Source organism: Phormidesmis priestleyi ULC007, assembly GCF_003003695.1.
Taxonomy (GTDB): Bacteria; Cyanobacteriota; Cyanobacteriia; order Leptolyngbyales; family Leptolyngbyaceae; genus Phormidesmis_A; species Phormidesmis_A priestleyi_A.
The window spans coordinates 1-19,613 of record NZ_PVWG01000048.1 but is presented as its reverse complement, the minus strand read 5'-3'; the positions used below and the strand labels follow the sequence as shown (position 1 = coordinate 19,613).

Genomic DNA, 19,613 nt, shown 5'->3' with positions numbered 1-19,613 from the left:
ACAGATCGTGGAGATCATGGGTTTAAAATTCAAGATGGAGGTGTGAATATAAAGATAAGTCTTTAAACCAAGAGCAATTCCAAGTCAATTATATTCGCTAAAAAGATCAACCGCCCGATCGCAAGATGCACAACTGCAACGGTTATCAATTCGTCAAATCACTGTGACTCTAACGAACAAAACAGTTCCTTTAATTCAAGACCCCGATCGTCTCGAAGGCCGCATCAAAGAGATTCCCCAAGAGCCGGGTGTCTACTATATGCGTGACAGCAGCGATCAGATTCTCTATATTGGTAAATCGAAGCGGCTACGATCGCGCATCCGTTCTTATTTCAACGGGCACGACACGCGACCTCGAATTGCCTTAATGTTGCGTCAGGTGGTCGAAGTCGAGTTTATTGTCACCGACACCGAAGCCGAAGCCTTAGCCTTAGAAGCGAATTTGATTCGGCAGCATCAGCCCCACTTTAATGTGTTGCTGAAAGATGACAAAAAGTATCCCTATCTGTGCATCACCTGGTCAGAAGAATATCCGCGTATTTTCATCACGCGCAAGCGACGGATGGGGAAAGAGCGCGATCGCTATTATGGACCTTATGTAGACTCTCGTACGCTGCGAACCACCCTGCACTTAGTCAAACGGATTTTTCCGCTGCGCCAACGTCCTCAGCCTTTGTTTAAAGATCGTCCCTGCCTCAATTACGATATTGGGCGATGTCCGGGGGTTTGTCAGGCAATGATTACGTCTGAAGAATATCGCAAGACAGTTCAAAAAGTAGCGATGATTTTTCAAGGACGGACGAGCGAACTAGAAGAAACCCTAACTAATCAGATGGAGCAAGCATCTGAAGCCCTTAATTTTGAACACGCGGCTCGTCTGCGCGATCAGATTATCGGACTCAAATCTCTCGGTGCTGAGCAAAAAGTCGCCCTCCCCGATGACACGATTTCGCGAGACGCGATCGCCCTCGCCGCCGACGACACTCACTCTTGCGTCCAACTCTTTCAAATTCGGGCGGGTCGCTTAGTCGGGCGACTAGGGTTTGTGGCAGACTCTCAATCGGGTGAACCTGGCGCAATTTTGCAGCGAGTTTTAGAAGAACATTATCAGAGCGTCGATCCGGTTGAGATTCCGGCTGAGATTTTGGTGCAGCACGAGTTACCCGAAACCGAAATGCTGGCAGAATTTCTCACGCAGGCAAAAGGGCGCAAAGTGACGATCGTGGCTCCTCAACGCCAAATGAAGGCAGAACTGCTAGAAATGGTCGAGCGCAACGCTGAGTATGAGTTGGCAAGAACGCAGCGATTTGCCGATCGTAACGCCCAAGCCACGCTCGACCTGGCAGAGATTTTAGACTTACCAGAGTTGCCACGACGCATCGAAGGCTATGACATTTCTCACATTCAAGGCTCTGATGCCGTCGCTTCTCAGGTTGTTTTTGTGGATGGGTTGCCCGCTAAACAGCACTATCGCCACTACAAAATTAAAAATCCCAAAGTGATGTCGGGTCACTCTGACGACTTTGCCAGCATGGCGGAGGTAATTAGTCGTCGATTTCGCAAATATGGGGCGGCAAAAGCCAGAGGTGAGCAGATGAGCAGCGAGTCTTCGGTTTTAAAGTCTCACACATCCGCCTATGCTGATTTTCCTGATTTAGTGATGATTGATGGGGGCAAAGGGCAGCTTTCAGCGGTGGTGAACGTGCTGCGAGAAATGAACTTGCTAGAAGATGTGAAAGTCGTGAGTCTAGCCAAACAGCGAGAAGAAATCTTTTTGCCGGGTGAATCACTGCCGCTCGCCACCGAAGCAGACCAGCCCGGAGTGCAATTATTGCGGCGATTGCGAGATGAGGCGCACCGATTTGCCGTCAGTTTCCATCGGCAGCAGCGCAGCGATCGGATGCGGCGATCAAGCCTCGACGAGATTCCTGGATTGGGGCATCACAAACAGAAACAGCTTTTGGCAACGTTTCGCTCGGTCGATTACATCCGTGAAGCGTCTCCGGCTCAGTTGACGACGGTTCCGGGTGTGGGGCCGCGTTTGGCGCAGCAGATTTACGATTACTTCCATCCCAGTCAGCCTGATGAAAATGTAGAGGAGCGATCGTCGGTTTAAGGGACGCGGATATAAGACCTAGATTTGCCCTCTCCCTGGTGCGGCTGCCCAACATCCAGCTAGACCGAACCAACGATCGGGTAGGGCATAGTGCAACCGCCTACTTTAGTGATTTCGGCTTGCCCTTTCATCTCTATGATCTCCGTCACCGATGGGCAATCAGAACGCTGGAATACGGGCTAGACATTGGGTTAGCAGCCAAACAGATGGGACATTCTCGTGAGGTGCATGAACGCATCTATCATCGATGGATCAATGCCACCATTCACCAGCGCGCCTATGAGTTGATATTGAGTCGAGACGATCGACCGCGCCCACCAGTGAGGCAAGAAACCGCAAAAAAAGAAGAGGGGCAAGACCGTTAAAAGTCTTGCCCTTCTTACATTTAGCTGCATACCCCCAGGGGAATTCGAATCAGAGTAACTCTCAGACCCTCAACAGGAGGGCGATCGCGCCGATTTGGGGTAGTTTGCTCTGAACGGAGACAAAACCACGCTAATGATTATTTTGCTCTATACACTCTGTTGTTTCCTTTCCCGGATCTCTGAAGCAATTTCTTCCAGTGCGATCGCCATCTCTGCCCGATCGATATCCACTTGTTTAAGGAGGTTCAGAATAAAGGCTCTGTAATTTTGTACTAGCTCGATATTGATGTTAGCCATCATCACGCCTTTTTTTATAGCCCAAAATACCTGAAACGCTCTCGCCTCTTTGACTCAGCATAACGTTGAAAACAGCGAGATGTGTTTTCATATCGTCGCTTAAGCTATCGATTTCTTTTGCCAGTGAAGCGATCTGAGTTTTCATTTGCTCTTGATTATTTCGCAGATGAGTAAAGTCTCGCTCTGCTGCATAGCGCTTCTTTTCGCCATCCGCATAGAAGCGCACCATTCCCCATACGGCCGATCCGGCACCAGCCAGAAAAGTAGCAAGTGAGATGAGAGTTTTCGTATCAAATTGGGGGTTCACGAGGCGATCACCTCCCCGTAAAATTCCATCTGCCTGATTTCCCATCCCTCGAATGCCGTGCCATTCACCACGGAAGGCAGAGAGGTAATCATATAAGCGGGGTAGAAGTCAGCCGCATTCAGATCATAAAATTTGCTAACCGTGGGATTTGATCCTGAATTGCCGTAATAGTTGCCACTGAAGCCAGTGTTGGCATCTGTAAAGGTTGCCAGGTTCGTCCAATCGGGGGAAACAATGATTCTCGAATCTGCCTGAGGCAACTGAGATTGAGCGGGTGAAATTTTCGCCTCTACATCCGATAGCGCAAGATTTACCCCTAGATTTTTAGCCCCTCTAATATTGAGCGTCTTAGGGATGTAGGTTCCCCCCGTTGAAGTAAATTGGATATAAATGGCACTGAGCTTTACTTGAATCGGTGCCTTGGTTTCGGAATTGTAAAAAAGGACGAAAAAACTAGCAGAATCAGTAGTCGGATCGATTCGGATCGCGGCTGTGGCCGTGGTGCTTTTATCTGCACTCAATATGCTCAGATTTACATTAGTCCATCCCAATCGAGCGCAAAATATAGCGCGCCTGGGTCGAAGCGGGTTCGTAGAGGGTGAGAACGGGTTTAGATAGGTGCCCGTGTTTAAATTGGTTCCCAGATAGTTCAGAATCCCATTTTGAGCAGAGGTAGTTGACGCTGGACGGGATAAAACAACGCTTGGTTGAAACGCCTCGATCGCCCGCGCACTCTCCGCAAACCATCCCACAGCAGCACTGACATAGGTAAGCGTGAGGCGCTGATCTTTGGTGTAAAGCTGTAGGTCGATCGCGGCCGAATTGATCGGCTGGCCGTTCCGACGAACGATCGCCTTTTTGAGCAAAGAGGTAGCACCGATATAGATGAGGCTGATCACCTGCCCCGGTACTGGATTAGGAGGAAGAATGAGATCGGCGTTACCAGGACTTGCAGAAAGATCCACAAAATAGCCGTAATTGGGGCTGAGTGTGGTGTTAGTCGTGATCGATTGCCAGACTAAGCCCTGGTTGTTCGTGTTGCCCGTTAACTGAATGACCCCGGCGGCATCATCGTAGTTAACCGTGAGATCCGAGGATTGCAACGCTTGAGCAACAAAATCTACAACATACTCTTGCAGGTTCGTTACGTTTGCAGCATCAACCGTCCCTGATCCGGATTGATAGGGATTGCTAACAGGCATTAGGTCAGCTCCGTCACCAACGCATTGCCGTTCGCAGCCGTCCAAATCCCGTGAATTGTTCCGGTGAACCAAAAAGGCGTTTCATAATATCCGCCTGGTTCCAGAAAAACGGTGAAAGCCGAAGTAGTGGCGACTGCACCAAGTGCAATATAGAGCCTTGAAGTACTGCTGTTGTATATAGTCGATCCCTTTCTAGCTGCATTTGTCGCTAGAAGAATATTGCTGGTAATTGCAGATGCAACGGTTGTGGGTGTTCCGATCGCAGCGCTGCTTGATGGAGCCGCGATCGCCATCGGGTTGAAAAGTGCCATTTTCTCTAGACCTCAATAAAATCTCTAATCAAAGCCTTGCCTTCAACAATGTCGCCAGAAACCCACGTCCCATAAATCTCTTCACCCGTGCTGTAAGGCATTTCATAGAGCGCGTTTGGAGGAAGCGCGATCCAATAATCACTATCGGAAACAGTCGCATCGAAGTCGAGATACAGCGTGGTATTGGCGTGATTGACGATCGTTGCTCCAACTCGCTTGATATTCGTTTCGAGTAGGCGACTCACCCCTCTAGATGCCGTTGCATTTTTACGAATCGGTTTCGTTTTGGGTGCTGAATTTGGGCTATTGCCCGAAGAAATGGGCATGGCGAAAAGTGTTTAAGGTTGGCTAATTTGCGTTTGCAATTCGCGGATCAAGTCTTCCGTGCTGTCTGTTTCAGTTCCGATGTACTGGTAAATGCTCAAAGAAATCTCCTCAAACCATGCCGGGACTTGGAATCGAAGCTTATAGCTTTGGGCAATGGGAGGAATGATGATCAACCGCACGGAGTTAAGCGGCAAGCGGTAGAAGCCAAAATCAGCCTCTAGAAATTCCCCCCCACAAGCAACTACCGGAGTCAGCCAACCGCCTGAGAACCAAGTTGATTTAGCCTTATCGCTGTGGCAGCCCGCCGCCAAAATGTTGCGATCGCTCAAAAGGGGCAACGTCTGGGGCGGAATCGGGATGTGTCCCCTGACCCTTCCCTGGTTGACTGACTCCTGAGAGCGATAAATCTGACGGTGAAACAGTTGCCAATTCTCAACATTATTGAGCGACAGAACCGGATGACTCATCGCGCAATCACAATCAGATGTTGATCCTCTAGAGCCGTCCCTGACTCGATCACAGCGTCAACGTTGTCTTCAACGATGCCCCAATACTCGTTCGGATCAACGCCATAACCAAACAGGCAATCGTCGAGCGTGTCCAGGTCTAGCTCACCTCTCAGAAAGTCCGATGTCATGCGCTGCACTTGTGAAAGGGCTTTGCATTCAGCCTCGATGTCCGAGAGGGAGTGATCTGGCGTGAGGTTCAAATCAGGTAGAAACGGTTCTAAGACGTGCATTAGACGTTTTCGTCAATAAAAGTGTATTTGAGGTTTGTAGACGAACCTTCGTTCTGGGTTGAGATCTCCTGAAACACTGCAAACGCACCGAGATCGCCCGTTTTCTTTCCGAAAGGAACGGACGCGGTTTCGGTGTTGTAGTGCAGGTATTTCAATCCAGTGAGCTTAGAAGTTTTTGCAGTGCCCGTCGTGCCTGTGGTTTGACGACGCACGACACGAGCGGCTGAGTAACGAGACAGCTTGATCGAAACCTCGGAGCCACTTAATACTGTTTTGACCCGGCTCGAAACCTCAGAGCCGCCTTTGAGCAAATCCCATGAAGGACGCAACGCTGAAACTTTAACGAGCGTGTTTGTCCCAAGGGGCAGAGCAAACGGCTCGATATAGAGGTCGATTGATGGGGGGCGGTTGCCTTTGGTGCCGATGTTGTCGCCTTGCGTTCCTAGTCCCTGTAAGTGCTGAATGAATTTATCCCGTGCAGCTTGACCGCGATATCCGCGCAGCACTGCTGAAAAACGTTGTCTAGGCATAAGTCAGTAACCGTGAGAGTAATGGGGTTGCAGTTGTGAATCTAGTTAGCCTTTTACTCACTCGAAAACCGCTATAGCAAATTGCGGAACGGTTAAACCTTTTCGCGCTATGGCTGGGACAAACAGAGTTTCAGCGATGAACCAATGCGTCAGGAATTCGACCCGACCGATCGTAGATGTAGACGGGTTTCGGCAACCCTGCCAATTTGATCGAGGCGTGTTGAAAGAAGACCTCAGAAATGGGTCGCCGTCGAGATAATTTGTGGGATTTCCCTAGAATTGTCTCCCTGGGTGGAATGGTCGGGAACGCCTGAGAGGGTTCTGAGTTGACTGACATATTCAGAAATTCCCAATCAGGGGAATGACCTTGAATATCGAGAACCTGCTCTACAATCCGCTTCCCTTCCGTCTCGTTTCGGACTAATAGCTGTAGCTGATAGCCCTTAGCCCAATCGCTGTAGCTACACATCTCTTTCCCCTTCTTCCACGAGAAACCCTTGCCAGTGCCGAACAGGGTTTTTACTTTGTTGCCATAGGCGATCGCTTCTGTCTTGCTCAAAGTGGTGCTAGTTTGACCCATCAATCGGACACCGATAACTCCTTCAACTTGCCGATAGTCAGGGTCAGTATCGATATGATCTTCCAAGAAATAAAGCTTTAAAATCGGCTTTGTTTTTCTCAAGATTGTGTAGTTTAAATCTCGTTCAGAGCCGCCGCTAACTGTCTTAAACGTCTGCTTAATCACCATGTCAAAAAGTAGTTGTCGCGAAACTGTCATGTCGGTGCTATCTGCCTCCTGATGTGTGCAAGCCGTCTTTAAACTAGCGCGTGGTGTAGAGAGATCTAACTGTTCTCCAATGACATCTGCGAACCATTCACGAACCTCACCGTTATAGACTCGTTTGATTGTGTCTTGCAGATGTTCGGCTGCATTGTAATCGTTCGGTAACGGCATTACGGTGCATCTCCTTTCGCACGATCTGTTACTGCTAAAACAGGTGACGCACTAGCGGCTTTTTCTGCGGTTGCTTTGGCTTTTGTTGCATCGTTTTCTGTTCCGCTTTTCGGAGTTGCCTCCTTAAGTGCTTTGTCAAAATTTGCCTTTTGTTCCTTCACTTCTGTGAAATCTTCTTGAATCGAGCGGACATTACCAACTGCACCAGCGAGAGAACTAGCAGCATCCTCAACAGATTGAATACCTTCAACAGCCTTGTCGATACTTCGATGCCACTTTCCTTGTGCTGTAACTCTTTCGGGCATCCACTTGTAAGCATTTTCGCCAACAACACGCCAACGTTTGAGAGCATTTCCGATTTTGCCTGTATTCTCTGCTGTCCACTCCATTACGTCTCTTGTACTATCTGCAATTGAACGGACTGTTGAGATAATGTTACTAGCAGTAGAAATAATCCTATTTGCTTTCTGCCAACTCTCTTTAGTTCCGTTCCAAACGGTTTCTCCTAGTATTGAACTCATAAACACGTTGGCTTGTTTCCCAATGATTTCATTTACATCAATCGGTTGATTGTCATCGCCTTTAATTCCAATTACGGTTAGCGCTTGCGATGTGAGTTCACCGATTGTTTCCGCTGCTGATCTGGATAGCATTGCGGCGTTATGCAGAACACCAATCAGGATGAACACATTCATAATCCTATCGAATTGCATCCACTTACTAAATCTTGTTAGTTTTCCTGCTAATCCTCCAATAAGTTGCTCACCCATCTTGTTATTGATGGTGTTCAACAATCCTAATTCAGCCGCATTCAATCCAACATTTAAGCCGTTACCGTTCCCATTAAGTTTGTCTAGGATTGACTGTTGCCCCGTCTCTAACCCCGCCATACAGCCGTCCTGACATTTGGGCTTAGTGCCCACAGGTGGAGGCGGCGGATTCTTGCTCTTGGTGATATCGTCAGCCGTTTGCGGGTCGATCGTGCCAGTGGGCCCAGTCGGTTTCGGAAAAATAGGCGGAAGTAGCGGGAAAGGTAGGGTTCTCTCCTCATCCTTTTTCTTTTGCTCAGGGGTCTCTGGGGCTGTCGTTGTCGGTGGCTTAGTGATTTTGGGAGATGGGGGAACTAGCCGAACCGGATCGCCACCGATTTCGACATCGGGTGAGAGTGGGCTACCCGAAACGGTCGGTGTGATGGTTGCCTTAGTTGCAGGGAAGATGCCCCGATCGTTCAGCCGTTGATTAGGATTCACCGGCCCCGGCTCAAAGGGTGGAGGATCTTGAATCGGGTTAGGCGGCGCTGGTGATTGAAGCGGGTTGAAGGGTAACGGCGGAACCTTGGGAACCGTATCATCTTCAGGCGGTTTTGTGGGTTGGGTTCCCGGTGCCAAAGGTGTTTCAGGCTTTTGAAGGGGATCGAGCGGCTTAGGAATCGGTGCCAATTCCGGGGGGAACATGGGGGAGAGTGGCTGATTCTTGGGCGATCGGAAATCGTTAGGGTCAAGAATTGTTGGGGGGTAAGGCTGCGCTACATCGTCTAGATATTTAGGGAGGGGAGGAAAGAATGGCTGATTGGTTTCTGGAATGCGATTTTCGGGTACTCCTGGATTGGGCGTTGTCTCGGCTGGATTGGGCCCAAGATTCTGAAGTGTCCACGGCTCGATAACAATGCTGCCTGTACCTATTTCTACCGGATTGGTAGATTTAACGTATGTCCATTCAATCGTGTATCCGTCTTTTCCGTCTCGGAGATAGGTGAAGTTACTATTTCTCGCACTCAGCACAGGGGGAGGCCCTGAATATAGATGTTTGGGCACCTCCGTAACGCTATAAGAGAGCGCCCCAATCGTTACGTAGCGGCCATTGTTGGGCGACCAAACCCTGATCAAAGTTGGGCGAGGAAACCATCGCTTAGACTCAGCATTGGGTTTGCCGCTATTTTCAGGGATCGATTCCCCAGTTTTTGAGGTGTCCTTAAATGGATCGAGCCACGGGGGGAGATTCGTGTTTCGGGGTGCGTTGCCCGTGGCGTTGGGTGCCCTTACAGAATTCGGGCTGAGTGGGCCCATCTCTTTGAAGTTTTGCTGGGGACCCATTTGCTCATCTGGGTAGTAGTTATCACCACGTCGGTGACCCTCCCACATATCCTCCTTGCCAAAGACATCAAACGGGTGGAAGGGACTGCGCTCGTTGAACGGGCTAATCGGATTTAGTGGATTCCAAAAATCAGGGCTTAAAGGGTTGGGTGTCGATCCCTTAGGGCCCATTGAAAAACCGGGCGGTAGGCTAGATTGTCGCTCCCATGATTTTTTTGCTGCTACGTATCTAGGATCGGGCGCAAAAATGCCGTTCGGATTGCTGGGATTTAGATAATTTGGACCCTGTTGGGCAACCCCCTGCACAACATTTTGCCCGATTCCGCTCGCAAATCCGGCAGCCCCTCCAGCACGGGTGATCGGCGCTTGGGGTGCTAGGCTTTGCCCCCCTCCAGAGGTCGGGAGGTTGCCTTGATTGGCGGAGATCGGGTTTCTAAAACCCGGATTGTCTTTGAGGGAACGGCCGGACGTAAACCCCTGCCCAAATCGTTGCTCTCGACTGTACGAATTCTCTACAATCTTCTGAGGTTTGGGGGGAGAGAATGGCGGCGGTGGCGGCGGGGTACGGTTTGGAACCTTGAAGTATCCATCGTTTCCGTTGGCTGCTGGCTGATTGTAGGTGTCTCTAAATCTCTCGATCGCCGATTGGCTAGAAGGATCGTTAGCGGGTCCTGCCATCAGTTCCCCTTAAATGCAGCAGGGATTGCCACAGCAGAAAATTCGTTTGCAAACATCCACAGCTTTTTAGAACGATCGCTGATGTAGTTCATATCGAGCGCAAGGGACGCACGAGTGAGCAGCCGATTAGAGTTGTCAGCCGCGCTAAAAATGCCAGATTGCATCACGTACTGGGCAAAGTTTTCAGCCTCTAGGATTGCGAGAGAGGGATTGATGCGCGAGAGGGTCAACCCACTCCAAGCGTGGAGCTGTTCAAGGGTGACGATCGAGCTAGGAATGTCAGTAGCGATAGTGATAGCAGTCATTTTTTAATCTGGTAGGGATTGTCTTCAGTAATCCCAGAACTACCCATGTAGTACACCGATGGACTAAAACCGGACTAAAAAGGGTTTGTAGTACGAAACTACAAACCCTGGAACAGTGATTCTATCGTTAGCGTCGATCGCTAGAAACCCCATTCCCTCGTGGGACTTCTGCGGATTTAGCAGAACATCCGGTGGAAATTTCAACCGGATGTTTAAATCGTCAATGCCGATCGCGAATAATGTCCCATTTAACCTTGTCCCAAATCCACTGAGCAGATTGAGCAGAGTAGCGCCATCTCACGTCGTTGTAGAGTCGATAAGCCGTTTCTCTATTGTGAGTCAGTGCAAGAATTTCCATCGGCACCCCCAAGTTATCAAGTTCGTTGAACTCTCCTTTTCTAATCTTTCGTCGCTTGTACCGTCGTGGGGTTGGGTTCCGAGCGGCTTCATCATACGCCGCATTAATCAACAAGAATAGTGAATAGATAGACGAAATCACTATCACAAAGCACCAGGCGATCTCGCGTGGTGTGAAGATGGCAGATTGCAAGGGCATAGTAAATCAAGGAGAAACAGCATAATCCCTCTCAGAGCTACCTGCGGGGGATTTCCCTATTTATCCCAACCGGGCGATCGACCTTTCCAGACGATCGCTATTTCATCTGTCGGTCTGCTTTCGCATAAATCTGCACGTCGTTGATCTCAAACACGCTATCTCTACCCGTCACCTGGTTGCGAACCTTCACGCGATCGTCGTCGCCCAAGATCGCTACAACCCTGCTCGGCTGCCGCAATTCGTCAAACATGACTGACCCCATCTCGTTGATAGGGATGACCAGTGCAGACTTCTTGCTCGGTGGCAATTCTTTAGAATCGATCCTAGTGCTTCCACGACGGCTCCACGTAGCGGAAGTGTTCGGTATTACGACATCACCGACTTGCACTAAGTGATCATCCAAGTGATCGGCATTGTCAATAAGAGCCAACTGATCAGTTGGCTTTTTGAGCCGATCAGTTGACCGATCAGTTGTAGATTCTTGCTCAGTCTGCTTTTCATCCCAACTGATCAACTGATCGGCGTTTTTGGCGTTTCGCATTAGTGAAAAATCGCCATTTTCATCGATCAGTTGATCAGTTGGCTCGAAACCGTTGGAAACACAGGGGTCTCCAACTGATCGACCCCATCGCTCAGTTGGAGAATTCAATCGATCAGTTAATATTTTGCGATCAGTTGGATATTCTTGCGGCAAATTTCCAACGTGGTATAAAAACTTCTTGCCCTTCTTCTCTCGTTGAACTATCCCTTTTGCCCAAAGCTCATAGAGAAGCTTTCGCACTGTGTTGATGTTGATCTTCAATTCGTGGGCAAGTTCTTCTGCCTCGTAGGGAACGCCTCGATGCTCATCCTCGTTTAGCCATAGCTCAATCTTTTTCTCTGTGCTGGCTGCATCGCTGTTTTCGTCGCCAGCTTCCCCTTGATAGGTGAAGCTGTTGGCAGTGGGGTCGAAGTCAAATCTGTAGCGACCTGGTGCCCGTCCAACTCGATTTTTTTGGATGCGGATGAGGCGTTCGCCTGTGGCTTCATTGCTGACGCTCAGTGCCCAGACTTCTGAGACTGAGTTGTGCAGCGCTTTGGTGCCTCTCGCGTCTCCGTTGGCATTGGAGTGGTGAATGACGCAGATTGTGCAGCCGTGCCGTGATGCCAGATCGGACAGTTGCAGCATGGGCCGCGCATATTCAACATCGTTCTCCGAGATCAAGGTGTTGCGATTGGTTGAGGTGTTGGAGTCTACCAGGATGAATTTGACGGGGTTCTTTGAGAGGTAAGCCTCTAGTTGTGGCATCGCCTCGACTTGCCATCCGGGAAAGACGCGGAGCGGGTCATCGTCGGTGATCTCTAGGGTTTCGAGTCGCTCGTGGGTGATGTGAGGCGGCTCGTCGGCTTGCAGAATTAGGACTTCACCTTGAGAGACGGGGTAGCCATTCCACGGCTGACCTTTGGCGATCGCCGCTGCCACTTCATAGAGAAACAACGTTTTTGCGGTGCCCCCGTGACCGTGGATCAACATCGTCACCCCGGCTGGAAACCATCCGTGAACCGTCCACTGTACCGACTGACCAAAGGCTTCTTTAAGTTGGCTCAGTGACATCGGGGTGAGTGCGGACTGATGAATGAGGGCTTTGTTATAGGCATTCATCATCTCGCTTCGTGACAATTTATATCGCCTGGAGAGCTTGCTCAGTTTCCATTCTCGAAACCCCGCGTCTGGCAGTGCTTCAATTTTGCGAACCTGCGAAACCATGCCGACAAACTCTGACTCTTCTAAGTCAATCTTCATCTGACGATAGGCAAGCTCCTGGGCGATCTGTTCGACCGTCTCGATCGGAATCCCCATTGACCTTGCATACGCTGCTAACTCAAATTTGCCGTAGGCGTTGTCATAGGTCTGCTTTAAGCCTGCCGATAGAATCTGTCCCTCGACCTCCCGTCGTGTTTGAATTTCGAGGTCTGAAATGCCATCTCGGATCGGTGGAATGAAATCTGCTACCATCGTTTTATCTCACTGTTTTACGTGTATTTGCTGTCAAAAAAGCCCAGTAAACGCGGTCTACTGGATAGCGGGTATGCATAACCCAAAAACCTGATTGGAAGCCCTTGGAAGCCGCAATCAGGTTTTTTGCTGTTTAGATGTGGTTGACGATCGCTCGAATCAATCGCTTGGCAGCGTCGATCGTCTCTGGATAGAGCATTTTTTCTGAGAGGATGCTGATCAGTTGAATTTTCTCATCGTCGGTGAGTGACGAAATTAGCTGCATTAGCGGTGTCATGCGATATCCTCTAGGTGATAAGAAATAAAGTATTGAAGGCGATCGCACTGCCGTCTGGGGAGAGCGATCGCTTTTTTATGTGCTGGGGTTTTCCCACGAATCAATTAAGCTCCTCAGTTGAGCGAACTTGGCTTTGTCGCCGTCGTCTGCCAGCAGCGCGTGAAGCTCGGCTAAGACGGCTGATTGCCGCTCTACGGGAAGTGATCGGAATAGTTTGAGAATCAGTTCTTCGCCTCCCTCGGTTTGAGGAATAAAAGAGGCGATGAAGTCGTTGATCGGTTTGTTTTGGGTCATTGGCTCTCCTAAAAATGGCTGGATTGATCAAGGGGCAAGGGTTTGAGCGATCATTGGGAGACGGCAGCGCTATAGAAGAATGGGGATTCACACTAGGGGCGCTGCATACCTCTAAACAAAACTCCTAGGCAACTAGACAACACGTGCTGAACGTGTGGGCTTTGCGCTGCATATTGTTGTTTAGTGAGCCGTATACGAGTTGATCAATAAAAGTTGACTCTCATACGAGTTAACTCTAATATGAGTGAAGAGAATGATCAACCCTTAAACCTGATGAACGTTAGAAAGCTAGCTGGGATGACTCAGCGACAGTTTGCCGACCTTCTTGGTGTCACCATATCTACCGTCAGCAATTGGGAGAGAGGGGTTCAGGTGCCGCGCCTAACCTTCTTTCAAACAAAGCTGATCATGGATGCGTCTGGCTTAACCATTGATGAGTTGGTTGAAGCTTTCAATGAAACTTACAGGTCTCCAAACAAAAGCGCTGAAGCGTAATCTGCTTACACTTCAGCGCTAGACGATCACCGATAGGAGGTCACTAACTAATCGTTCAAATTCTCAGCCAGGGCTTGCAGCTCGACACTCCCGCCCTGGCTTTACCCCAAAGAGAGGCACTTACATTATGAAACTTTCAGCACACAGACGATCGCTCAGTGCGATCGTTGCAGCATCGATCTTGATTGTGGCACCCGCTGCGATCTCCATGACCTACGACGACTTCGGAGACATTTTCAAGAATGCTGTCAACGGGTTAGGTGGCGATAATCGACCTCCTACTACCAAGTTCCCAGATGTCCCCATCAACTCAGCACTACGGTCAGGAGCCACTGTATATAGCTCCTTTGGTGGAATCACAGATTCAGAAGTCTATGCGATGAATCATCTGAGATTCCCACAATCCTTCCACGCCATGCGGCGGCGCTTCGGTGCCCCCTCTTATACAAATGGCAATTCAGAATGGTTTGAGCGTTCTAACGGTGCGTTTGTCATTGTGAATTACAGCGGCGATCGGGCTGTCTCTATGGAGGCTCGAAACTAATGGGAATTTTCAACTTCCTTTTTGGCGGCGGTGACGACAGCGACTCATTCGCTAAGGATGACACCGGAGAAGATGCGCGAGATTACATCGCCAAAAATTGCAAAGAGGGTGTAGACCCGCGCTCTAACATCTCAGACTGGGGCAATTTTGACGAGGATCACAATCAGTCTAGTCACGATCGCTCTGATGGCAAAGCCGTTAATCGAGATGCTGGCGGAGTAGGTTACTCCACTCAAGAAGAGAACGAGACTTTCTACGAGTCCACCCGTTATGCTGATATCAAAATCATTGGGAGGGAAGATCACAAATGAAAATTTCAATCGATTCAGTAGAGGTTGAAATTCTACATTCTGATACCCCACTCACCAGCGCACAGGCAGCCGTTTTAGATTTTCTGCATAACCTGGTGATGGAAGGTTCCGCGCAAGTTAGTTCGAGTGCGATGGTTAAGAAGTTCGGTTTCAGGTCACCGCTACCCCTGATATCACGCCTCAACCATCTAATTCAAAAAGGTCGATTGCGGTTACTACCTGAGTAGTTAGCGATCGTCCTTTCCTCACAACTTGCGCCCGTTAAAAATCCCCTTCAGATTCCAGTCTGAAGGGGATTAAAAACAAAACAGTTAAAATCACCTTTCTATTATGTCTAACAATCCAGAACAATCAAACAATCTCACAGATCGAGTTGAATCTTTAGAAGTTGACATGCTTGATGTCAAAGTTTCTCTAAATCGATTAGTTGATATCACCTTTGAAAATCAGCAACAGTTAAGATCCACCATGCAAGCCGTCGATCGTTTAGCAGATGTGCAACTGCAATATATGCAGCACACCGACAGCGCAATAACCTCGATCAACGCCGCGATCGAACGCATGGATCGACTGTTTGACTATCTCCTGAGACGAGACGGTGAACGCACTCAGGAGTAAGCGTTCTGCCTGACGAGCCTGAGCATAGGCGAAACAGATAGCCAATAGCGGCTACCTGTCGCAGAGACTCAAATTAATAGTTATTCCGTCATCGTATCCACGATCGACGTACTTTTTCGTGCGTTTTTACTGCCAGTTTCTATCAGAAATGCAGCGCAATTGTAGTTATTGGATTGAGAAATTCAAGGAGGATTATTTCCAGCGTGGTAGCTCTGAAACCACCTGGAGAACAGAGTACTGGAAAATGCTAAAACTCCTTCCTCCAGAAGCGAATCTAACTCCTAAACTGCTGCATAAGTTAGTAATATCAACCGAGGTTAATACTCGCACTCGCATCCGAGCTTGTATGGTAGCTGGACAGCTTGCCCACTTTGCAAAACTCAACTATGACCCCTCACCCTACAAAGGAAAGTACTCCTCTAAAAGCGTTTCCCCTCGCAATATTCCCAGTGACGATCTAATTGTTGATTGGTACGATCGCCTCAAAAATCCTAACTGGAAATGGGTTTATGGAATGTTGGCAACATACGGACTCAGACCCCATGAGGCTTTCAGACTTGACCTGCCTCAGCTGAGGCTTGGAGATCGCATTCTCTGGGTTGAGAACGACACTAAGACTGGGAGCCGTCAAGTCTGGGCATTTCACCCTGAATGGTTCGAGCAATTCGACCTCTCCCTGGTGCGGCTGCCCAACATCCAGCTAGACCGAACCAACGATCGGGTAGGGCATAGTGCAACCGCCTACTTTAGTGATTTCGGCTTGCCCTTTCATCTCTATGATCTCCGTCACCGATGGGCAATCAGAACGCTGGAATACGGGCTAGACATTGGGTTAGCAGCCAAACAGATGGGACATTCTCGTGAGGTGCATGAACGCATCTATCATCGATGGATCAATGCCACCATTCACCAGCGCGCCTATGAGTTGATATTGAGTCGAGACGATCGACCGCGCCCACCAGTGAGGCAAGAAACCGCAAAAAAAGAAGAGGGGCAAGACCGTTAAAAGTCTTGCCCTTCTTACATTTAGCTGCATACCCCCAGGGGAATTCGAATCCCCGTCGCCTCCGTGAAAGGGAGGTGTCCTAGGCCTCTAGACGATGGGGGCGTATTTCACACTTTAATCACGTTAGCGGATCGCCCTGGGTTTGTCAACCCCTAGACTCAAATCCCTAGAAATGACGATGTAGACTCACATAAATAGCCACCCCTAGAAGTGTCCTCTCAGAAAACGCAAGGATTACAAAACCTATTAAGTTAAAAACAAGGGGTATGTCTACCCGCTTTACGAAGCCTCTACTCGTTTCCTACTGCGCTCATGATCTCGCTCAACCCCATGACCTCGCTGAATTCCGATTGTGATAGCCCTTCCACGCATCCAAAAGCGGCTGACGTTGTTTTGCCAACAAACTGTCAGGTCGATGAAAATCACTTGACGATCAAGCAGAATAAAAGGACTGGTAGAAACGCTTCCCATCCCCCAATGAATGCAAAGGCGAATTTTGCGAGTTCTCGTCTCTCACCTTGGCTGGCTTCTCTAGTCTACCCAATGGGGCGCTATGGATTGCTTCCGTTCTATTTTCGACGAATCGAAGTATCAGGTCGAGAGCATCTTCCGGCGAAAGGCCCGGTAATCTTAGCTCCAACGCATCGTTCGAGGTGGGATGCTTTCATGGTGCCTTACGCCGCAGGTCAAGACATCACAGGACGGACATTACGGTTCATGGTGACGGCAGACGAAGTGAGGGGACTTCAGGGTTGGTTTATTAGACGGTTGGGAGGGTTTTCGATCAACACAAACCATCCCGCGATCGCCAGTCTTCGTTATAGTGTTGAGTTGCTGCAAAACGGGGAGGTGTTGGTGATCTTTCCAGAGGGGGGCGACTTGCGGGGAAACCGATCGTGTAAGCTCAATCGACTGCAACCTGGTCTGGCGCGTCTAGCTCTGCAATCAGAAGCAAGCCAGGCTGGTCTGGGAATTCAGATCGTACCCATTAATATCTCTTATAGCTGCCCTTCAGTTCCCTGGAGATCAACGGTCAGGGTTTGCATTGGTGCCCCGCTTAAGGTGGCTGATTACAGTTCTCAATCTTCTAAACTGGCAGCAAAGCAGTTGACCACCGATCTCGAACGTACACTTCAAGATTTAAATGCCTGTGGAATTGAAGAAAAAGGCTAACTTTCGAGGACAGGATCTAAGCTTTGTATTATGCCCAGAAGGAACTGAGTTTGTCCCTTCTGGGCTTCTTATAATGAGTGATGAGACATCTTCTAGGCAACGGCTTTTGTAACGTTTTGCTGTCGAAGCTCAACCTCTCCTTTCAAAAACTCATCTACCTGAACCCCGATCTCATCACGGACAATCTGGCGATATTCTATAAAATGCTCAATTTGGGCACAGACCGCTAAATAACTGCTCACTCCTCCGGGATTATGACGATACATACTCCCCAGGTTGCGCCAAAACTGCCAGCGAGTTTTGCGAACGATGCCCTGCCGCCAGCAAATCGTCAAGAGCGCCCGGATCATGATCCAATTCACATTCTTTCGGGTTGCTTTGCCCTTATTAGGATAGGTTGCTTCTCCTAGAAGACGATAGTGACGATAAGTGCGATCGAGAAACCGTTCAGGATCATACAACTGCCAAAATGCTTCAACATATTCTTGAGCAATGCCTTCTAGAGGTCGGGTTGGCACAAAGTTCATTAAGGTAGTCTGATTGATGTTGGCAGACTTGCTGCGTAACCTGCCTTCTTTTGCAAGTCGATGCCAAAGTGCCGTATCGGGGAGCGCTTGCAGCATGCTAAACAGCGCCGTCGGAATGGACGTTTCTTCTACAAATTTAACGATGCGCGCCCCGGCTCCTGGTTTTTCTCCATCAAACCCGATAATGAATCCTGCCATGACTCGTAGCCCCGTGCGAGTAATGGTATGTACTGCGTCACTGAGCGAATCTCGTGTGTTCTGATATTTTTGAGTCAGGGCGAGGCTATCTTCATCTGGGGTTTCAATGCCTAAAAAGACAGCACCAAAATTGCAGAGTACCATCAAATCCATCAGTTCTTGATCCTGCGCGAGATCAACAGAGGCTTCTGTAGCAAAGGAAAAAGGATAGTGATGTTCTATCATCCAAGGCTGGAGTTCTTTGAGAAAGAGTTTGACGTTACGCTTATTACCGATAAAGTTGTCATCTACCATAAAAATGCTGCGTCGCCAGCCGAGTTCATAGAGACGATCGAGTTCTGCCAACAGTTGTTCAGGAGTTTTGGTTCGAGGTTTGCGACCATAGAGTACAATAATGTCGCAAAATTCACACTGAAAAGGACACCCCCGCGAGAACTGAACTGACATCTCAGCGTAAGCATCAAATTCGAGCAAGTCAAATCGGGGAACCGGGGTTTGGGTCACATCTGGTTTAACCCCATCCGATCGAAATATGCCAGAACGATCGCCTCGTGCAATTGCTTCGATAAATAAGGGCAGCGTGATTTCTCCCTCATCTAAAATCAAGTAGTCAGCGCCTGCCAGCTTTGCTTCGTCTGGCAGTGCGGTTGGATAAGGTCCACCCACAGCAACTTGCTTGTTCCGACGCTTTGCCTCTTGAATCTGATCGAGCAAATCCTCTTTCTGCACAATCATGGCAGAAAGTATTACTAAATCTGCCCAAGCCCATTCCGCTTCTGTGACTAGAGACACATTGCGATCGACTAGCTTAAACTTCCACTCTTGTGGCAGCATTGCAGCAACGGTGACTAACCCCAAGGGTGGCAGCATTGCTTTCCGGTCAAGCAATGCCAGCGTTTTCTCAAATGACCAAAAACTTTTAGGGAAGAGAGGATACAAAAGTAAAACGTTCATGTTAAGCCTAGCTAGTATGGAATTGAATCAAGCTGCGATCCATGAGGTTATAGAGTAGCGATACTAGTCAAGCCTTTCTCAACTCTTAAGAGAGACTTGATTATTAGAAAAATGTTCCACCAGCACATCACTATTTATTAATAGGTTAAAGCTAGAGGGCGATCGCTGAACGAAATCTCTGACGCGTCCCAGCAAAAAGCCCTCCACGCAAGTGGAGGGCTTTTCTATGTCAGACCGATTCTACCAAGGAAAGCTCAACCGTGGATAGCAGGCGCAGACAAAGCCACAGGTGCCACATCGCCCGATGCTAGGTCAAGCGGGAAGTTGTGGGCATTCCGCTCGTGCATCACTTCCATCCCCAGGTTCGCTCGGTTGATCACATCCGCCCAAGTGCTAATCACTCGTCCCTGCGAATCAATGATGCTCTGGTTGAAGTTGA

At 49.0% G+C, this 19,613-nt stretch carries 25 protein-coding genes, 1 tRNA gene and 1 pseudogene; 9 read left to right on the top strand and 18 right to left on the bottom strand.

Annotated elements, in window-relative coordinates; genetic code table 11:
* Positions 1-163: 163 nt before the first annotated feature.
* Both uvrC and C7B65_RS22845 read left to right on the top strand, forming a co-directional pair.
* Entirely contained in the window at positions 164-2,116 is a 1,953-nt protein-coding gene (gene uvrC, locus C7B65_RS22850; protein ID WP_073071500.1) for an excinuclease ABC subunit UvrC, read from the top strand.
* 38 nt (positions 2,117-2,154) lie between these two features.
* Entirely contained in the window at positions 2,155-2,481 is a 327-nt protein-coding gene (locus tag C7B65_RS22845) for a site-specific integrase (protein ID WP_073071498.1), read from the top strand.
* 147 nt (positions 2,482-2,628) lie between these two features.
* Here the strand turns inward: C7B65_RS22845 and C7B65_RS28095 are convergent, their stop codons facing one another.
* The 15 genes from C7B65_RS28095 to C7B65_RS22780 form a co-directional block, all read right to left on the bottom strand.
* Positions 2,629-2,778, bottom strand: a complete 150-nt coding sequence (locus tag C7B65_RS28095) for a hypothetical protein (RefSeq protein WP_181314482.1) — start codon at positions 2,776-2,778, stop codon at positions 2,629-2,631.
* A complete protein-coding gene (locus C7B65_RS22840; RefSeq protein ID WP_073071497.1) occupies positions 2,771-3,085 on the bottom strand; it encodes a hypothetical protein in 315 nt (104 codons plus the stop codon). Before C7B65_RS22840 ends, C7B65_RS28095 begins: the two co-directional genes overlap by 8 nt.
* Positions 3,082-4,287, bottom strand: coding sequence for a hypothetical protein (locus C7B65_RS22835; RefSeq protein ID WP_073071495.1), 1,206 nt, complete (start codon positions 4,285-4,287; stop codon positions 3,082-3,084). The genes C7B65_RS22840 and C7B65_RS22835 overlap by 4 nt, the downstream gene beginning before the upstream one ends.
* Positions 4,287-4,598 carry a hypothetical protein gene (locus C7B65_RS22830; protein ID WP_073071493.1) on the bottom strand — a complete coding sequence of 104 codons (312 nt, stop codon included), beginning with the start codon at positions 4,596-4,598 and terminating at the stop codon, positions 4,287-4,289. Before C7B65_RS22830 ends, C7B65_RS22835 begins: the two co-directional genes overlap by 1 nt.
* Positions 4,599-4,603: 5 nt before the next feature.
* The gene (locus C7B65_RS22825; protein ID WP_073071491.1) at positions 4,604-4,924 is read right to left on the bottom strand and encodes a hypothetical protein; all 321 of its coding nucleotides are present in this window, start codon (positions 4,922-4,924) and stop codon (positions 4,604-4,606) included.
* 12 nt (positions 4,925-4,936) lie between these two features.
* Positions 4,937-5,392 (bottom strand): hypothetical protein, encoded by a 456-nt coding sequence (locus tag C7B65_RS22820; protein ID WP_073071490.1) that lies wholly within the window; start codon positions 5,390-5,392, stop codon positions 4,937-4,939.
* Positions 5,389-5,664 (bottom strand): hypothetical protein, encoded by a 276-nt coding sequence (locus C7B65_RS22815; RefSeq protein ID WP_073071488.1) that lies wholly within the window; start codon positions 5,662-5,664, stop codon positions 5,389-5,391. Before C7B65_RS22815 ends, C7B65_RS22820 begins: the two co-directional genes overlap by 4 nt.
* Positions 5,664-6,194 (bottom strand): hypothetical protein, encoded by a 531-nt coding sequence (locus tag C7B65_RS22810; protein WP_073071486.1) that lies wholly within the window; start codon positions 6,192-6,194, stop codon positions 5,664-5,666. Before C7B65_RS22810 ends, C7B65_RS22815 begins: the two co-directional genes overlap by 1 nt.
* A 130-nt stretch (positions 6,195-6,324) precedes the next feature.
* Entirely contained in the window at positions 6,325-7,149 is an 825-nt protein-coding gene (locus C7B65_RS22805; RefSeq protein WP_073071484.1) for a hypothetical protein, read from the bottom strand.
* Positions 7,149-9,920 (bottom strand): hypothetical protein, encoded by a 2,772-nt coding sequence (locus C7B65_RS22800; protein ID WP_073071482.1) that lies wholly within the window; start codon positions 9,918-9,920, stop codon positions 7,149-7,151. The genes C7B65_RS22805 and C7B65_RS22800 overlap by 1 nt, the downstream gene beginning before the upstream one ends.
* Positions 9,920-10,225: a hypothetical protein gene (locus C7B65_RS22795; RefSeq protein ID WP_073071480.1), complete on the bottom strand. Its 306-nt coding sequence runs from the start codon at positions 10,223-10,225 to the stop codon at positions 9,920-9,922. The genes C7B65_RS22800 and C7B65_RS22795 overlap by 1 nt, the downstream gene beginning before the upstream one ends.
* Before the next feature lie 220 nt (positions 10,226-10,445).
* Positions 10,446-10,781 carry a hypothetical protein gene (locus C7B65_RS22790; RefSeq protein ID WP_073071478.1) on the bottom strand — a complete coding sequence of 112 codons (336 nt, stop codon included), beginning with the start codon at positions 10,779-10,781 and terminating at the stop codon, positions 10,446-10,448.
* A gap of 97 nt (positions 10,782-10,878) precedes the next feature.
* Positions 10,879-12,777, bottom strand: a complete 1,899-nt coding sequence (locus C7B65_RS22785; protein WP_073071477.1) for an AAA family ATPase — start codon at positions 12,775-12,777, stop codon at positions 10,879-10,881.
* 133 nt (positions 12,778-12,910) lie between these two features.
* The gene (locus C7B65_RS28090) at positions 12,911-13,054 is read right to left on the bottom strand and encodes a hypothetical protein (RefSeq protein ID WP_181314481.1); all 144 of its coding nucleotides are present in this window, start codon (positions 13,052-13,054) and stop codon (positions 12,911-12,913) included.
* 75 nt (positions 13,055-13,129) lie between these two features.
* Positions 13,130-13,348, bottom strand: coding sequence for a hypothetical protein (locus C7B65_RS22780; protein ID WP_073071475.1), 219 nt, complete (start codon positions 13,346-13,348; stop codon positions 13,130-13,132).
* A gap of 240 nt (positions 13,349-13,588) precedes the next feature.
* Between C7B65_RS22780 and C7B65_RS22775 the strand changes: the two genes are divergently transcribed.
* The 6 genes from C7B65_RS22775 to C7B65_RS22750 all read left to right on the top strand — a co-directional run bounded on the left by C7B65_RS22775 (position 13,589) and on the right by C7B65_RS22750 (position 16,322).
* Positions 13,589-13,843: a helix-turn-helix domain-containing protein gene (locus tag C7B65_RS22775; protein WP_073071473.1), complete on the top strand. Its 255-nt coding sequence runs from the start codon at positions 13,589-13,591 to the stop codon at positions 13,841-13,843.
* A 127-nt stretch (positions 13,844-13,970) separates the two neighbouring features.
* Positions 13,971-14,387, top strand: coding sequence for a hypothetical protein (locus C7B65_RS22770; RefSeq protein WP_073071471.1), 417 nt, complete (start codon positions 13,971-13,973; stop codon positions 14,385-14,387).
* Complete coding sequence (locus C7B65_RS22765) at positions 14,387-14,698, top strand: hypothetical protein (RefSeq protein ID WP_073071469.1); 312 nt, start codon at positions 14,387-14,389, stop codon at positions 14,696-14,698. The genes C7B65_RS22770 and C7B65_RS22765 overlap by 1 nt, the downstream gene beginning before the upstream one ends.
* A complete protein-coding gene (locus C7B65_RS29700) occupies positions 14,695-14,925 on the top strand; it encodes a LexA family protein (protein WP_073071468.1) in 231 nt (76 codons plus the stop codon). Before C7B65_RS22765 ends, C7B65_RS29700 begins: the two co-directional genes overlap by 4 nt.
* Positions 14,926-15,028: 103 nt before the next feature.
* Positions 15,029-15,316 carry a hypothetical protein gene (locus tag C7B65_RS22755; protein ID WP_073071466.1) on the top strand — a complete coding sequence of 96 codons (288 nt, stop codon included), beginning with the start codon at positions 15,029-15,031 and terminating at the stop codon, positions 15,314-15,316.
* A 244-nt stretch (positions 15,317-15,560) separates the two neighbouring features.
* Complete coding sequence (locus tag C7B65_RS22750) at positions 15,561-16,322, top strand: site-specific integrase (protein ID WP_223257367.1); 762 nt, start codon at positions 15,561-15,563, stop codon at positions 16,320-16,322.
* Between the two features lie 29 nt (positions 16,323-16,351).
* Here the strand turns inward: C7B65_RS22750 and C7B65_RS22745 are convergent.
* A tRNA-Glu gene (locus C7B65_RS22745) sits at positions 16,352-16,424 on the bottom strand.
* Between the two features lie 375 nt (positions 16,425-16,799).
* On the opposite strand from C7B65_RS22745, the gene C7B65_RS22740 reads away from it, so the two are divergent.
* Entirely contained in the window at positions 16,800-17,495 is a 696-nt protein-coding gene (locus C7B65_RS22740) for a lysophospholipid acyltransferase family protein (RefSeq protein WP_073071462.1), read from the top strand.
* 92 nt (positions 17,496-17,587) lie between these two features.
* On the opposite strand, the gene C7B65_RS22735 is transcribed toward C7B65_RS22740, so the two are convergent.
* Positions 17,588-19,174, bottom strand: coding sequence for a B12-binding domain-containing radical SAM protein (locus C7B65_RS22735; protein ID WP_073071461.1), 1,587 nt, complete (start codon positions 19,172-19,174; stop codon positions 17,588-17,590).
* 254 nt (positions 19,175-19,428) lie between these two features.
* Positions 19,429-19,613 (bottom strand): annotated as a pseudogene (locus C7B65_RS22730) (photosystem II q(b) protein); the annotation flags it as partial.

What these genes read in the sequence shown, in the direction of transcription:
- C7B65_RS22765 (WP_073071469.1), top strand. Translation starts at nt 14,387, where the DNA reads ATGGGAATTTTCAACTTCCTTTTTGGCGGCGGTGACGACAGCGACTCA.
- C7B65_RS22775 (WP_073071473.1), top strand. Translation starts at nt 13,589, where the DNA reads ATGAGTGAAGAGAATGATCAACCCTTAAACCTGATGAACGTTAGAAAG.
- C7B65_RS22805 (WP_073071484.1), bottom strand. Translation starts at nt 7,149, where the DNA reads ATGCCGTTACCGAACGATTACAATGCAGCCGAACATCTGCAAGACACA.
- C7B65_RS22815 (WP_073071488.1), bottom strand. Translation starts at nt 5,664, where the DNA reads ATGCACGTCTTAGAACCGTTTCTACCTGATTTGAACCTCACGCCAGAT.
- C7B65_RS22750 (WP_223257367.1), top strand. Translation starts at nt 15,561, where the DNA reads ATGCTAAAACTCCTTCCTCCAGAAGCGAATCTAACTCCTAAACTGCTG.
- C7B65_RS22770 (WP_073071471.1), top strand. Translation starts at nt 13,971, where the DNA reads ATGAAACTTTCAGCACACAGACGATCGCTCAGTGCGATCGTTGCAGCA.
- C7B65_RS22755 (WP_073071466.1), top strand. Translation starts at nt 15,029, where the DNA reads ATGTCTAACAATCCAGAACAATCAAACAATCTCACAGATCGAGTTGAA.
- C7B65_RS22820 (WP_073071490.1), bottom strand. Translation starts at nt 5,392, where the DNA reads ATGAGTCATCCGGTTCTGTCGCTCAATAATGTTGAGAATTGGCAACTG.
- C7B65_RS22810 (WP_073071486.1), bottom strand. Translation starts at nt 6,194, where the DNA reads ATGCCTAGACAACGTTTTTCAGCAGTGCTGCGCGGATATCGCGGTCAA.
- C7B65_RS22795 (WP_073071480.1), bottom strand. Translation starts at nt 10,225, where the DNA reads ATGACTGCTATCACTATCGCTACTGACATTCCTAGCTCGATCGTCACC.
- C7B65_RS28090 (WP_181314481.1), bottom strand. Translation starts at nt 13,054, where the DNA reads ATGACACCGCTAATGCAGCTAATTTCGTCACTCACCGACGATGAGAAA.
- C7B65_RS22740 (WP_073071462.1), top strand. Translation starts at nt 16,800, where the DNA reads ATGAATGCAAAGGCGAATTTTGCGAGTTCTCGTCTCTCACCTTGGCTG.
- C7B65_RS22780 (WP_073071475.1), bottom strand. Translation starts at nt 13,348, where the DNA reads ATGACCCAAAACAAACCGATCAACGACTTCATCGCCTCTTTTATTCCT.
- C7B65_RS22790 (WP_073071478.1), bottom strand. Translation starts at nt 10,781, where the DNA reads ATGCCCTTGCAATCTGCCATCTTCACACCACGCGAGATCGCCTGGTGC.
- C7B65_RS22830 (WP_073071493.1), bottom strand. Translation starts at nt 4,598, where the DNA reads ATGGCACTTTTCAACCCGATGGCGATCGCGGCTCCATCAAGCAGCGCT.
- C7B65_RS28095 (WP_181314482.1), bottom strand. Translation starts at nt 2,778, where the DNA reads ATGGCTAACATCAATATCGAGCTAGTACAAAATTACAGAGCCTTTATT.
- C7B65_RS22735 (WP_073071461.1), bottom strand. Translation starts at nt 19,174, where the DNA reads ATGAACGTTTTACTTTTGTATCCTCTCTTCCCTAAAAGTTTTTGGTCA.
- C7B65_RS22835 (WP_073071495.1), bottom strand. Translation starts at nt 4,287, where the DNA reads ATGCCTGTTAGCAATCCCTATCAATCCGGATCAGGGACGGTTGATGCT.
- C7B65_RS22785 (WP_073071477.1), bottom strand. Translation starts at nt 12,777, where the DNA reads ATGGTAGCAGATTTCATTCCACCGATCCGAGATGGCATTTCAGACCTC.
- C7B65_RS22825 (WP_073071491.1), bottom strand. Translation starts at nt 4,924, where the DNA reads ATGCCCATTTCTTCGGGCAATAGCCCAAATTCAGCACCCAAAACGAAA.
- C7B65_RS22800 (WP_073071482.1), bottom strand. Translation starts at nt 9,920, where the DNA reads ATGGCAGGACCCGCTAACGATCCTTCTAGCCAATCGGCGATCGAGAGA.
- C7B65_RS29700 (WP_073071468.1), top strand. Translation starts at nt 14,695, where the DNA reads ATGAAAATTTCAATCGATTCAGTAGAGGTTGAAATTCTACATTCTGAT.